This window comes from Streptomyces sp. NPDC085946 (assembly GCF_044540485.1).
Taxonomy (GTDB): domain Bacteria; phylum Actinomycetota; class Actinomycetes; order Streptomycetales; family Streptomycetaceae; genus Streptomyces.
Window position 1 is genome coordinate 98,772 of the sequence record NZ_JBITSF010000015.1, and the last position, 12,837, is coordinate 111,608.

Sequence of the window (12,837 nt, forward strand, 5' to 3'; positions counted from 1 at the left end):
TCCTCCCCGTGTGGAGGCGCCGTGAAGGGGGCGTGACACCGCGGGCGGGCGCGTCGAGACGCACGGTGCGGGAGGTGCGGTCCGGGTACTGGTGGAGGCCGGGGCGTCGCGCCGCGGTGCGGTGCGGACGGACGCGTTTTGGCGTGTACGGGGCGGGTCGGCCCCGGGGGGCCTCTCCCCGGCCCGGGTGTGTCGTCCGGGGACCGAGGCCCGCGCCCCGGCCCCCGGACGACGCGGGCCGGACGGAGCAGGAGGGCCGGGCGTGGCGGGTGAGACGCCGACGGGCGTTCCTCCCGCGGCTCCGCCGGAACCGGCGGGCATGCCGCGTCCTGGGATTCTGCCCGCCGCCGACGCGTTCGACAGCCTGTCCCGGTGCCTGTACGCCGGGCTTCCGGACGAGGGGCACCGGATGGGCGTGGTGCTCACCTCCCACGGTGCCGACGCGGTCCGTGACGCCGTGCCTGACCGGTGACACTGTGCCTGACCGGTGATGCCGTGCCCGACCGGCGCCGCCGTGCGCGACCGGCGCCCGGAGCCGATCATGGCGCCCACGCCGAAGACCGCGCCGCCCGAGGACGTGTAGTGGGGGCACACCGGCCCGATCGTGCGCCCGGGCCGCCGCCCCACCCGAGGCCCACGGCACGGACCCGCCCCGCCCGCCCCCGTGCCGGGTGCCGCGATGCCCGGAACCGTCCCCGGACGCCCGCTCCTGCCCTACCCTGACCGGCATGAACGCACCGGGGGACGTGATCGACGGACGCTTCGAGCTGATCGAGCGGCTGGGCAGCGGCGGGATGGGCACGGTCTGGCGGGCGCGGGACACCGTGCTGCACCGCGAGGTCGCCCTGAAGGCCGTGCGCCCGGACGCGGAGGCCTCCGCCGCCGTACGCGAACGGGTCATGCGCGAGGCGAGGGCGCTGGCGCGGCTCAGCGACCCCCACGTGGTGACGGTCCACCAGATCGTCGAGGCCGACCCGCACCCCTGGATCGTGATGGAGCTGGTCCCCGGCACCTCCCTGCACCAGCGCCTGGCCGACGGGCCGTTGCCCCCGGTGGAGGCGGCGCGCATCGGCCGCCACGTGCTCCGGGCGCTGCGCGTCGCCCACGCGGCCGGCATCCAGCACCGGGACGTCAAACCCGCGAACATCCTGCTCCGCCCGGACGGCACCGCCGTCCTGACCGACTTCGGCATCGCCGCCCTGCAGGGGGCGACCGCGCTGACCGTCACCGGTGAACTCGTCGGCTCCCCGGAGTACATGGCGCCCGAGCGCATCCGCGGCCACGACGACGACCCGGCGTCCGACCTGTGGTCCCTCGGGCTGGTGCTGTACGTGAGCGTGGAGGGCGTGAGCCCGCTGCGCCGGGCGACCACGCTCGCCACCCTGGCCGCCGTCCTCGACGACCCGGTCCCCCTGCCGGTGCGCTCCGGCCCGCTCGCCCCCGTCCTGCAGGCGCTCCTCGTCCGCGACCCGGCGGCCCGCCCGGGCGCGGACCGGCTGGACGCGCTGCTCGCCCGGGCGGAGTCCGGCACGGCACCGCACGGGGACCGGCCGACCCTGACGGCGGCGGAACCCGTCCCGCTCCCGGGGCCGTCCGCACCGCACCCGGCGACGGGACCCGCGCCGGTCCCCGGGGGCGCCACGCGCCCGGCCGGGTCCCGCCCCGGTCGCCCCGCGCGCCGCGCCCTGCCGGTGCTGCTCGCCGCGACCGCCGTCCTGGCCGTGGTCGCGGCGACCGTCCTCGCCCTCACCCTGCGCTCGCCCGGCGACGACACGGAGGGCACCGGCCGGGCGGGCGGTGCCGCGAGCGCCCGCTCCTCCGCGCCGGCCACCGACGGCCCGTCACCGGAACGGAGCGCCCGGCCGGTGCGCGCCACGCCGTCGGCCCCCGCCGCGAGTCCCTCGACGTCCGCCCCGGCCCGCACCGAACCGTCCCGGCTCCCGGCCGGGGAGGGCCGCTGGATCGCCCAGCTCCACTCCGAACCCGTCGCCTCCGGCACCGCGGCCCGCGACCAGCGGCTCGCCGGGATCCGCCGGACCGTGCCCGACGCCGCCGTCCTGCGCAGCGACGACTACGCCTCCCTGCGCCCGGGCTACTGGGTGGTCTACGCGCCCGGCCCCTTCACCGACGGCCGCGCGGCCCTCGCGTACTGCGCCGCGCGCGGCCGGACGACAACGACCACCTGCATCGGCCGCTACCTGAGCACCAGCCCGGCCGACGCCCTCCTCCAGTGCGGCCCGCCGGCGACGGCCCCGACGGGCCGCTGCACCCGCGGAACCTAGGCGGCGCCGCCCTTCGTGACAGCCGTGTCCAGCCCTGTTGGCGGACCGTTCACCTCCGCCGCGTATCCCGTTCTTGACGCCTGAAGGCGTACGGGGCTCCGCGCCCGGGCGCACGGGGTTCCGCGCTCGCACGACACACGGGGGATGCCATGGACAGGAAACGCAGGGGCGCGCTCGCGGGGGCGGCCGTGACCGGCGCGCTGCTCCTCGCGGGCTGTGCGGCGAAGCCGGACCGCGGTGAGATCGTCACCTGGACCGACGCGCACGGCCGGGCCTGCACCGGCGTGGTGATGGTCGACCCGGAGGACGCCGAACGGGAGGTGACCGGCATCGACTGCGACTACCCGCCGCAGGGGCGGCAGCCGGGCCGCCGGACGACCGAGCCGCTGCCGGACTGAGCGGCCCGCGCTCGCACGGCGGGGTACCGGCCGGCGGCGGGTCAGTCGTCGGCCGGGACGGGCGCCGCGGTCGTCGCCGCGACCGCGGCCAGCTCGTCCGGCGTGCGCGGCCCCGGCGCCGTGTCCGCCAGCAGCCCCTGGGCGCGCAGCAGATGCGCCGCGGCGATGCCCCAGGGCAGCCGCAGCCCGGCCTGCTCCAGCAGGTCGGTGCGGGCCAGCATCCGTGGCGCGGGCCCGGTGCGCACGCCCTGTGGGGTGAGCAGCGCCGCGTCGTCGGCCCAGCGCAGCGCGAGGTCCACGTCGTGGGTGGCCATCACCACGGTGGTGCCGCCGGCGCGCAGCCCGTCGAGCGTGGCGAGCAGCCGCTCCTGGCCGTCCGGGTCGAGCCCGGCGGTCGGCTCGTCCAGGACGAGGACCCGCGGCCGCATGGCCACCGCACCGGCGATCGCCGTCCGCTTGCGCTGCCCGTAGGAGAGCAGATGGGTGGGACGGTCGGCGAGGGCCGTGATGTCCAGGGCGTCGAGGGCCTCGTCGACGCGTCGGCGCACCTCGGTGTCGGACAGGCCGAGGTTCAGCGGCCCGAACGACACGTCCTGGGCGACCGAGGCGGCGAAGAGCTGGTCGTCGGGGTCCTGCACCACCAGCTGCACCGTGGTCCGCAACCGCGTCAGGCCCTTGCGGTCGAACGTGACGGGGCGGCCCTCCACCGCCAACTGTCCCGTCCGGGGCCGCAGTCCGCCGCTGAGCAGGCGCATCAGGGTGGTCTTGCCGCTGCCGTTGCGGCCGAGCAGGGCCAGCGCGCGCCCCCCGCGCACCTCGAAGTCGAGGCCGTCGAGCACGGCCGGCCCCTCCTCGTACGCGAAGGACACGTCCCGCAGGGCGACCAGGGCGGGTTCGGTCATGACAGCGGCCTTTCCAGTACGACGGTCAGGGCGGCGACGGCCGCGAGCAGCCCGGCGCTCGCCAGGGTGAACGGGACGGAGACGCGGGCCTCGGGCACCAGGACCCGCAGGGTGCCGTCGTAGCCGCGTCCGGCGAGGCCGGACTGGAGCCGGGCCGCCCGGTCGAAGGAGCGGACGAACGCGGTGGCGCCGAGCCCGGCCAGGGAACGCCACTGCGCGGCCCGCGTGGTGTGCCCCAGCCGCGCGGCCTGCGCCTGCCGGATCTGCCGCAGGGAGTCCAGCAGCAGGAAACTCATCCGGTACGTCACCAGGGCCACGTCGACGACGGCCGCGGGCACCCCGGCCCTGACCAGGCGCGGCAGCAGGTCGGACATCGGGGTGGTGAACGCGAACAGCAGGACGCCGAGGGAGGCGGCGGAGGTGCGCAGCATCAGCTCCCCGGCGTGCCGGGGACCGCCGTCGGCCGGCGCCAGGAAACCGTCGGGGCCGCCCACCTGGACGAGCAGTGTGGCGGCTCCCGTCAGGCAGAAGCCCAGCGGCACCCGGTAGGCGCGCCACAGCTTGCGGGCGGGCACCCCCGCCGGTCCCAGCAGCAGCACCAGCGCCGTGACGAGCACCAGGGCGGCGCCCGGCCAGGGCGGCAGCGAGACGGCGAGCAGGGTCAGCCCCAGGGCGAGAACGGCCTTGTCCACGGGGTGGCGGCGGCGCCAGCGGTTGCTGTGCGCCGCCGCGTCGATCGGCAGCACGGGACCTCAGACCGCTCTGCCGGCGGAGCCGCCGGTCGCGCCGGGACCGGCCGGGGCCCCGGCGGAGGGGGCGGCCGCGGCGTCCGCCGGCGCGGAACCGGAGGCGGCCCGGCCGTCGGAGGAGTTGCCGGGGGAGCTGCCGGAGGAGCCGGCGGGCTCCTCCGGCGCGGTGCCGAGTTCCGCCCGGGCGCGTTCCTCGCCCTGGCGGCGTCCGCGCCGCAGGCCGAAGTAGTAGGCGAGGAAGCCCGTGCCGATCGCCGCCTGCAGGGAGAACAGCGCCGACTCGATCTCCCCCGACGGCGGCTCGTACAGGGGCGCGAACCAGGGCTCGTAGTCCGGCTCGATCTCGGTGATCGCCGTCTCCGCCTCGCCGTCGGAGCCGGCGAACGGCTCCTCCTTGCCGTCGCCGAGACCGAGGGCCAGCGGCAGGACCGCGAGCGCGGCCACGGCGAGCAGCAGCAGCAGGTTGATCCGAGTGTTCCTGCTCATCGGGCCACCGCCTCCGTGCCGGCCGGAGCCGGCCTGCCGCCGGTCACGAGCACGCCCAGCCGGGTCAGTTCGCCCTTGCTGGACTGGACGAGCAGCCGCATCACGAGGACCGTGAGCAGCCCCTCGCTCACCGCGAGCGGGATCTGGGTGACGGCGAAGATGGAGCCGAACTTGCCGAGCGCGCCCAGGAATCCGCTGCCCGGGTCGGGGAAGGCGAGGGCCAGCTGCACGCTGGTGACGCAGTACGTGGACAGGTCGGCGACGAACGCGCCCGCGAACACCGTGACCATCAGCGGCACGCCGAGGCGCCGCAGCAGCCGGTACACGGCGTAACCGGCCCAGGGGCCCGCGATCGCCATGGAGAAGACGTTGGCGCCGAGCGTGGTCAGACCGCCGTGGGCGAGCAGCAGCGCCTGGAAGAGCAGGGTGATGGTGCCCAGCACCGCCATGACCGGCGGCCGGAACAGGATGGCACCCAGGCCGGTTCCGGTGGGGTGGGAGCAACTCCCCGTGACCGAGGGCAGCTTCAGGGCGGACAGGACGAACGTGAAGGCCCCGGAGGCCCCGAGGAGCAGCGTGCTCTCGGGGTGTTCGCGGACCTCGCGGGTGAGTGACCGTACTCCGTGGACGACGAACGGCGCGGACGCGACACCCCAGGCGATCGCGTGCGCCGGAGGCAGAAAGCCCTCGGCAATGTGCATGGCTCGGCAGACCCTCTCCAGCACCTCGTGGATGGTTGACGCGCCTTGGCCGGTCTCCTGGCTGACGGGTACCACCGCCCGAACTCCGCCTTCCCGGGTCCGAGGACCCAGTGGCCGCCCCGCGGGGCAGGAGCCGGACTTCCCGATCACAGTGGCGAGGGCCGCACCGGCATCACACCGGATTTCCCGAACACCAAGGCGTCGTGACAGTAGTCCGCAGGTAGGGGCGCTGACAACCCGGCCGGACGGGCGCGCGGGCGCCGTCCGTCCGCTCGCGCCGCCGCTCGAGCGGCGCGCGCCCCCTCCGCGCCGGGAACGCGCGGGAAAAGTGAGGTGCGTTACCCGCGCTCCGAGACCGATGCCTCACCGGCCGTCCGGCGGAGGGATTCCGGCCGGTGCGGCCGGGGTTCCGACCTGCGCTGCGCCGGGGCGAGTACACCGGGTTGCCCCCGCCGCCGGACGCCCCCGCCGCCGCGGCCCGGCGCGGTGGCCGGGTGGACCCCGGCCGTCGCGCCCGCCGGGCTTTCCTCGTCGTCCACGCCCCCGCCTCCGCGAGCCGGCCCGGGCTCGCCCTCGGGCTGCTCGCCCTCGGGCTGCTCGCCCTCGGGCTGCTCGCCCTCGGGCTGCTCGCGCTCGGGCCGCTCGCGCTCCGTGCCGCCGCGGTCACCATCGGGTCGCCGGTGACCGCGGAGTCCGCGGTCCGGGCCATGGAGCTCTCCGCCGACCGGCTTCTGCTCCTCGTCGCGTTCCTCACGCCGCCGAGCGGCCTGGTGCCGTCCCCGGGCACCGCGCGGGGACCGGCCGGGCACCGCTGGGTGTGCACGACGTTCCGGCTGACCCTGACCCTGGCCACGACCACCGCCACCGTCTCCGCGCTGCGGCCCGGGGCGGACGCGGCGGTCGCCGCCCTCGCCGCGGGCCGTCCGCCGCCCGCCGCCGGGGACGTCCTGTTCGGGCCGGTGGTCCCGCTGTCCGCCTGCGTCTTCGTCACGGCGGTGTCGTTCCCGGAGCCCCGGGGACCGGCACGGCGGGGGCGGAGGCCGTGCACGGCGGGCCGCAGGCCGGCCGGCTCGGCGTGCGCGGCCGGTGGCCCCTCGGGCGCCGCGGGGGTGTCAGGCCACCTGCTCCGGTGCCGGCCGGGTGCCTGCCGGGCCCGCCGCGGGTGCCGCGTCCGCCTCCTCCGAGGCGTCGGGCGTACCGGCCGCGACCGCCGTGCCCGACGCGTGGGCCGTGCCCGGCGCGTCCGGCGCGTACGCCGTGTCCGTCCCGGCCGCGCGGCGTCCGGCGAGCAGCAGGCCCGCCGCGACGACCGCGGAGGCCGCCCCCAGCACCCCCACGGCACCGGCCAGCGTGCCGGCCGCCGGCTCCACGGCCAGCAGCACCAGCGGGCACACGAACTCGCCGCCGAAGAAGGCGGCCGTCCACAGGCCCGTGCCCCGGCCGCGGTCCGCGTACTCCAGCCGCCCCATGGCGCTGGTGACCAGGGCCGGCAGCAGCAGCCCCGTGCCCAGGCAGTTGACGACCGCGCCCGCGACCAGCAGCGGGGCGCCGTCCGCCAGGAACACCACGCCGAACCCGGCCGCGCACAGCGCGAACGCCGCGGGCAGGACCGTGTCCGGGGAGCGCTTCAGCCGGGCGAACACGACCGCTCCGGCCACCGTGGCGGCGCTGGCGATCGCGGTCGCCGCGCCGATCACCCGGGAGTCCTCCACACCGAGGTCGTCGAGCAGGTACGCCATCTCCACGGGAACGGTGTAGAAGACGACCGCCCCGAAGAACGTCAGCGCGCAGATGCCCGCCAGCGGCCGCCAGGGGAACGGGCGCCGCGCCGCCGGGCCACGCGCCCCGGCGGTGTCCCCGGACGGGGCGGCGGGCACCGGGCGGGGCAGCGCGGCCGCCATCACCGGGGCGATGACCAGGCTCACCGCGTAGACCCAGAACGGCGCCTGCCAGCCCGCCGCGCCGGCGGCACCGCCCAGCACGAAGAACACGGTGGCCGACGCGGAGGCGCACATGGTCTGCAGGGCGAGGTACTTCACCCGGCGGCGACCGGAGTAGTAGTCCCCGATCAGCGTGGTGCAGCAGGTCATGATCGCGGCCTCCGCGACACCGACCAGCATCCGGCTCGCGATGATCGCGCCGAGCGAGTCCAGCCACAGCGGTGCCGTCCCGAACACCGCGTACAGGACGGTCGCCACCACGAGCAGGCGCTTGCGGCCGAGCCGGTCCACGATCACCCCGGCGAACGGCGCGAGCAGCGCCAGCATCAGCGCCGGGACCGTCAGCGCCAGCGGGACCAGGGCCTTGGCGCCCGGGGTGGAGGCGAAGTGGTCCTGCATCCTGGGCAGCACCGGAGCGATGAGCACCGCCCCGAGGACGGGCAGGCAGCTGCCGGCCATCAGCACGGTGATCCGCAGCAGGTGCGCCGGGCCGGAGACGGCCACGGGCGTCGGAGCGGCCTCGTCGGCCGCGGCGGCGGGCAGGGGCACGGAAGCGGGCATGGCGACTCCAGGGTCGGGGCAGGGCAGGGGAGCGGGCTCGCCGCGCGGCGCCGGCGGACGCCGGGCGTGCTCGCCGAGCCCTCACGCGGCGGCGGCACCGGACGCCGACGTGCAGGTGGCGACGACTATGCGGCCTGGCGGGCGCGCGGCCCACCCCCCGGACGATCCGAATCCCGTATCACCCGCATCCACGCGGTGAATGACGCCCTGCGGCCCGCCCCGGCCCGGTGTCCGGGACGGCACTTCCGTCCGCGCCGACGGCGCTGCCGGCGTGGGGCGTCGGCCGAGGAGGAGCGGACGGCGCGTGACCGGTGAGGGGGGTGCGGCGGGGTGCCGGACCGGCGGGGAGCCGGCCGTGCGGCGGCGCGGATCCCGGCGCGACGCCCCTGCCCGCGGAGCCGGTTCCGGCCGTCACGGCGGGTCACTCCGGAGCGCGTCGCCCCTCGGCGCGCAGGGCCGCGGCCGTGACGAGCGCGCCGAGCCCCTCCCACAGGCCCACTCCGAGGAAAGCGGACGGGGCCCGGCCGCCGACGACGGCGAGGGTGAAGACCGCGCAGGTCAGCAGGCGGAAGGGGACGGTCCAGCGGAAGAACGCCCTCCAGTCGGAGAGCGCGGCCAGCACGTAGTAGACACCCATGTTGAGCGCCGCCGTCGAGGACGCGGTCAGGAAGACCGGGGTGTGGTCGCCCTCCGCGCGCCGGGAGCCGGGCACGGGGGCGAAGCCCATGAGCCCGAGCAGGGTGTCCGGGGCGACCAGGCCCACCGCGCCCAGGGCGGCGGCGAGGACGCCGAACACGGCGATGGTCCAGCCGGACGGGGAACGGGGCAGCAGCCGCACGAAGTCCTCCGCGGATCGGGGGAGTTGCCGGGAAGCACCCTGCATACCGTACGGGCCGGGACCGGCCCGCCCCGGGGCCCCGCCGGGCACCGGCCGCCGGGAGGGGCGAACGCGCGTGCTAAACAACCGGATCGCGGGCACACGCGGTAGGTGATCTTCGTCCGTTCCCGGAGGAAGGAGTGACTTCGGTGGCCGTGCCCGAGCGCCCTGTGCGCCCCTCGTACCGCGAGCGCCGCTTCGACCTGCGTGCGACAGCCATGTTCTTCGGTCTCAGCGCGGTGGTCCTGATCATCGTGGGGCTGGTCGCGCGGGCGGCGGTGGACGTCGTGGAGCAACGCCCCGCCTGGGCGGCCGTGCTGGCGCTGGTGACCGTGGCGACGACCCTTGCGTACGGCAGGCGCCGGCGCCGCGTCTCCGCGGCCCGGCTCGCGCGCCGTACCACCGAGGCGCTGGAGGCGGCCACGTCGACGGCGCTGGACGCGCTGGAGGCGGAGCGGCCGGCCCGTGCCCCCGGGGCGGCGTGGCCGGAGGTGCCGCCGTCCGCCGTGCACGGGGCGCCGGAGCCGACCCTCGTGCTCGACCACGACGCCCTGAGCCCCGACGAGTTCGAGCAGGCGGTGGCCGACCTGTGCGTGCGCGACGGCTGCTCGCAGGTCGAAGTGGTGGGCGGCGCGGGGGACCTGGGTGCCGACGTGGTGGCGCTGACGCCCGACGGACGGCGCCTCGTCGTCCAGTGCAAGCGCTACGGCGACGACAACAAGGTCGGCTCCCAGGAACTCCAGCGCTTCGGGGGCACCTGCTTCACCGTGCACGAGGCGGACGTGGCCGTCGTCGTGACCACCAGTGACTTCACCGCGCCGGCCGTGGAGTACGCCGAGCAGTGCGGCATAGTCTGCGTCGACCGGGCCGGTCTGCACGCCTGGAGGGACGGTCTGGCCGCGGGGCCGTGGACCGTGGCCACCGGCGGCGGCTGCGGGGGCCGGTAGTGCGCGGGGGACCGGTGCGCGGACACGGACGCCCTGCCCGCGGTCGCTCAGCGCCCGCGGCCGGCCGCCCCTCTGCCGGTTTCGTCGTCCAGCGGGACGGCCGCCGTGACGCGTTTGCCCACCGGGGCCCGGTGGACGACGAGACTCCGGCAGACCGCCTTCACGATCTCCAGGCCGTGCTGCCCGATCCGCCCCGGGTCGGCCGGCAGGACCGTGGGCAGGGTCGTGCTGCTGTCCCACACGCTCACCAGGACCGCTCCGTCCTCGATCTCCAGCGTCAGCAGACACGGACCCGGCGCGTACTTGCGGGCGTTGGTCACCAGCTCGCTGACCACGAGCTGGACCATGCCCAGCGCACGGCCCGACACCGCGAGCCCGTGGGCCGCCTGCACCTGCGTCAGGAACGCGCGGGCGAGATCACGCGCCGCGGCGATCCCCTCGCTGCCCTCGAACGCCCGGGACAACGACACGGATCTGTTCACCAGCGACTGCCGGCCCTCACCCTCCGCTCCCTGCTCCATACGGTCAGCCCTGCCCTCCCCGTAGCGACGGCCCACCCGGGCACGTCTGCCCCAAGGTAACGGAACACGGTGACATCACCCCGCCCCGGTCGCCCCGCCGTTCCGGACCGGGCTCCGGGACGACCGCGGGCGGCCCGTCGTGCCGCACGTGTCCCGGCCGCGCCGGGCGCCCGGACGGGCGGGGACGCCTCCGCCGGCCCGGCACCGGACGGCGGACGCACACCTGCCGCGGATCCCGCGGGACCCGTAGGCCGTCGTCCGACCTCCCGGGCGAGTCCCTCGCGGGGGAACGGCCGTCACGGCGGGCCGGTGCGGCCGGGCTCTCGTGTCCGTTCATCTCCGCACCACCACCGGGCCGTTCCGAGGACCGGGCGGACGTCTTCCGCGGACACGGCCCGCACGGCCCGCCCGTTCCGCGCGGTTCCGGTGTCCGGCCCGCCCGGCGGCCCGCCGTCACGGGCGGGGCCGCAGCGGCGGCTGCGGGGTGGGCGGCCGGCCCGAGATGTCGGTCAGGAGACGGGCGCACACGTCACGCAGCTTGGTGTTCGTCTCCTGGGAGACCTCCCGCAGCAGGGCGAAGGCGTCGTCGGCCGAGCAGCGCCGCTGCTGCATGACGGCCCCGATGGCCTGGTCGATCACGCTCCGGGAGAGCATGGCGGCCTGCAGGTCGCGGGCGAAGTCCTCCACGTCGGCCAGCCGCAGCGCCAGGGCGAAGCCGCCGCCGGCCTGCGCCGCGAACTCCCCGAGCCGCAGTCTGTCCCGGTCGGTGAAGGCGTCCGGGGTGGTGGCGTAGAAGTTGAGGGCGCCGGCGGTCCGGGTCCCCACCGGGATGGGCAGCGACAACGAGGAACGCACGCCGTGCGCGGCGGCGTAGGCGGGGTAGGAATTCCACCGCTCCTCGCGCAGGACGTCGCGCACGTGCACCACCTCGCCCGTGCGCAGGGCCTGGAGACAGGGCCCGTCGCCCAGCCCGTACTGCTTCTCGTCCAGCTTGCCCGCCATGGTGCCGGTACTGACCACCGTCAGGGGACGCCGCCGGCGCTGGACGGTGACTCCGCAGCCGTCCGCGTCGCAGACCGCGAGGGCGTCCTCCACCAGGTGCTCCAGGAACTCCTGCAAGGAGTCGGTGTCGAGCAGCCAATCCACCATGTCGACCACATCGGTCGCTTCGCGCCGGCGCACCGTCGCTCACCTTCCACGTATGTATCGGGACCTCGCGGGCCCTGCCGAAAGCCTTTACTCGATCTCCGGCTCGTCTACCCCCAAAGCGCGGGCCCGCGCAACGCGCCGGCCGCGCGGCCGGATGAACGGGGTGATACCGGGCAGGCGCGGGGCAACGCCGACATGCAGGGGGTCACGTGTTCCACGGCTTCGAACTGGCGCGACGCGACGGGGACGGGGTGCGCCTGCGGGTGCGGTACGGCGGCAGCGGCCCGGCCGTGCTGCTCCTGCACGGCCATCCGCGCACCCACGCCACCTGGCACCGCGTCGCGCCGCTGCTCGCCGCCGCCGGCCACACCGTGGTCTGCCCCGACCTGCGGGGCTACGGCGAGTCCGACAAACCGCCCACCGACGACGAGCACCGCCCGTACTCCAAGCGCGCCATGGCCGCGGACTGCCTGGCCGTGATGCGCGGCCTCGGACACGAGCGCTTCGCCGTCGTCGGCCACGACCGCGGCGCGTACGTCGCCACCCGCCTCGCCCTGGACCACCCGCGGGCCGTCACCGCGCTGAGCGTGCTGGACGCCGTGCCCGTCGGGGAGGCGCTGCGGCGCTGCGACGCGACGTTCGCCGCGAGCTGGTGGCACTGGTTCTTCCTGGGGCAGACCGACAAGCCCGCCGAGCGCGTCATCAACGCCGACCCGGACGCCTGGTACGAGGGCACCCCCGAGGCGATGGGCGCCGAGGCGTACGAGGACTACCGCCGGGCCGTCCACGACCCGGCCACCGTGCACGCGATGTGCGAGGACTACCGGGCCGGCCTCGGCGTCGACCGCGCGCACGACGACGCCGACCGGCGGGCCGGGCGGCGCGTCCGCTGCCCGCTGCAGGTGCTGTGGGCCACCCGCGACGACATGGCCGACCTGTACGGCGACGTCCTCGGCGTGTGGCGGGACTGGGCGGGCGGACCGCTGACCGGCGGCCCGGTCGCATCAGGTCACCACATGGCCGAGGAGGCGCCCGGTGCCCTGGCCGCGGCGCTGACCGGGTTCTGGCGGGGCGCGGGGGTGCCGGGCGGGGCGTGAGCGCCGGGCCGGGCGGCCGCTGCCCGCTTCCGGGGCCCGGTGGCCGGGCGGGGCCGGTGCGGGCCGGCCGCCTCCGCCTCCCGTGCGTCACCGGACGGCCGGGGACCCTTGACGCGGACCCCGGCAGTGACGATCCTCGTCGGTAACTTGCGCTGGTCATGACAATCCGGGCCTCCGGGCCGGATTCCGGCCCGGAGGCCCGATTGCCGGCCCGCGCCCCCGCCCAC

12 protein-coding genes and 1 riboswitch are annotated in these 12,837 nt (G+C 76.7%); of the genes, 4 read left to right on the top strand and 8 right to left on the bottom strand.

Going from position 1 to position 12,837, the window contains the following annotated elements; genetic code table 11:
* Window positions 1–728: 728 nt before the first annotated feature.
* On the top strand, window positions 729–2,282 hold the full coding sequence (locus tag ACIF8T_RS26875) for a protein kinase (RefSeq protein WP_400038672.1): 1,554 nt from the start codon (window positions 729–731) through the stop codon (window positions 2,280–2,282).
* A 149-nt stretch (window positions 2,283–2,431) separates the two neighbouring features.
* Window positions 2,432–2,680, top strand: coding sequence for a hypothetical protein (locus ACIF8T_RS26880; protein WP_400038673.1), 249 nt, complete (start codon window positions 2,432–2,434; stop codon window positions 2,678–2,680).
* Between the two features lie 41 nt (window positions 2,681–2,721).
* Here the strand turns inward: ACIF8T_RS26880 and ACIF8T_RS26885 are convergent, their stop codons facing one another.
* The 6 genes from ACIF8T_RS26885 to ACIF8T_RS26910 form a co-directional block, all read right to left on the bottom strand.
* Window positions 2,722–3,582 (bottom strand): energy-coupling factor ABC transporter ATP-binding protein, encoded by an 861-nt coding sequence (locus tag ACIF8T_RS26885; RefSeq protein WP_400038674.1) that lies wholly within the window; start codon window positions 3,580–3,582, stop codon window positions 2,722–2,724.
* Window positions 3,579–4,328 carry a cobalt ECF transporter T component CbiQ gene (cbiQ, locus tag ACIF8T_RS26890; RefSeq protein ID WP_400038675.1) on the bottom strand — a complete coding sequence of 250 codons (750 nt, stop codon included), beginning with the start codon at window positions 4,326–4,328 and terminating at the stop codon, window positions 3,579–3,581. The genes ACIF8T_RS26885 and cbiQ overlap by 4 nt, the downstream gene beginning before the upstream one ends.
* A 6-nt stretch (window positions 4,329–4,334) precedes the next feature.
* On the bottom strand, window positions 4,335–4,817 hold the full coding sequence (locus tag ACIF8T_RS26895) for an energy-coupling factor ABC transporter substrate-binding protein (RefSeq protein WP_400038676.1): 483 nt from the start codon (window positions 4,815–4,817) through the stop codon (window positions 4,335–4,337).
* The gene (locus ACIF8T_RS26900) at window positions 4,814–5,518 is read right to left on the bottom strand and encodes an energy-coupling factor ABC transporter permease (protein ID WP_400038677.1); all 705 of its coding nucleotides are present in this window, start codon (window positions 5,516–5,518) and stop codon (window positions 4,814–4,816) included. The genes ACIF8T_RS26895 and ACIF8T_RS26900 overlap by 4 nt, the downstream gene beginning before the upstream one ends.
* A gap of 29 nt (window positions 5,519–5,547) precedes the next feature.
* A riboswitch (cobalamin riboswitch) is annotated at window positions 5,548–5,731 on the bottom strand.
* A gap of 899 nt (window positions 5,732–6,630) precedes the next feature.
* Window positions 6,631–8,019, bottom strand: a complete 1,389-nt coding sequence (locus tag ACIF8T_RS26905) for an MFS transporter (protein WP_400038678.1) — start codon at window positions 8,017–8,019, stop codon at window positions 6,631–6,633.
* 421 nt (window positions 8,020–8,440) lie between these two features.
* Window positions 8,441–8,857, bottom strand: a complete 417-nt coding sequence (locus tag ACIF8T_RS26910; protein ID WP_400038679.1) for a hypothetical protein — start codon at window positions 8,855–8,857, stop codon at window positions 8,441–8,443.
* Between the two features lie 188 nt (window positions 8,858–9,045).
* Between ACIF8T_RS26910 and ACIF8T_RS26915 the strand changes: the two genes are divergently transcribed.
* Complete coding sequence (locus ACIF8T_RS26915) at window positions 9,046–9,843, top strand: restriction endonuclease (protein ID WP_400038680.1); 798 nt, start codon at window positions 9,046–9,048, stop codon at window positions 9,841–9,843.
* A gap of 47 nt (window positions 9,844–9,890) precedes the next feature.
* Here the strand turns inward: ACIF8T_RS26915 and ACIF8T_RS26920 are convergent, their stop codons facing one another.
* A complete protein-coding gene (locus tag ACIF8T_RS26920) occupies window positions 9,891–10,364 on the bottom strand; it encodes an ATP-binding protein (protein WP_400038681.1) in 474 nt (157 codons plus the stop codon).
* A 453-nt stretch (window positions 10,365–10,817) separates the two neighbouring features.
* A complete protein-coding gene (locus ACIF8T_RS26925; protein ID WP_400038682.1) occupies window positions 10,818–11,513 on the bottom strand; it encodes a GAF and ANTAR domain-containing protein in 696 nt (231 codons plus the stop codon).
* A 209-nt stretch (window positions 11,514–11,722) separates the two neighbouring features.
* Between ACIF8T_RS26925 and ACIF8T_RS26930 the strand changes: the two genes are divergently transcribed.
* Window positions 11,723–12,610, top strand: coding sequence for an alpha/beta fold hydrolase (locus tag ACIF8T_RS26930; RefSeq protein WP_400038683.1), 888 nt, complete (start codon window positions 11,723–11,725; stop codon window positions 12,608–12,610).
* Window positions 12,611–12,837: the final 227 nt, after the last annotated feature.

Bases quoted from the DNA above. Each gene is read 5' to 3' on its own strand.
- ACIF8T_RS26875 (WP_400038672.1), top strand. From the start codon at position 729: ATGAACGCACCGGGGGACGTGATCGACGGACGCTTCGAGCTGATCGAG.
- ACIF8T_RS26880 (WP_400038673.1), top strand. From the start codon at position 2,432: ATGGACAGGAAACGCAGGGGCGCGCTCGCGGGGGCGGCCGTGACCGGC.
- ACIF8T_RS26885 (WP_400038674.1), bottom strand. From the start codon at position 3,582: ATGACCGAACCCGCCCTGGTCGCCCTGCGGGACGTGTCCTTCGCGTAC.
- ACIF8T_RS26895 (WP_400038676.1), bottom strand. From the start codon at position 4,817: ATGAGCAGGAACACTCGGATCAACCTGCTGCTGCTGCTCGCCGTGGCC.
- ACIF8T_RS26900 (WP_400038677.1), bottom strand. From the start codon at position 5,518: ATGCACATTGCCGAGGGCTTTCTGCCTCCGGCGCACGCGATCGCCTGG.
- ACIF8T_RS26905 (WP_400038678.1), bottom strand. From the start codon at position 8,019: ATGCCCGCTTCCGTGCCCCTGCCCGCCGCCGCGGCCGACGAGGCCGCT.
- ACIF8T_RS26920 (WP_400038681.1), bottom strand. From the start codon at position 10,364: ATGGAGCAGGGAGCGGAGGGTGAGGGCCGGCAGTCGCTGGTGAACAGA.
- ACIF8T_RS26925 (WP_400038682.1), bottom strand. From the start codon at position 11,513: ATGGTGGATTGGCTGCTCGACACCGACTCCTTGCAGGAGTTCCTGGAG.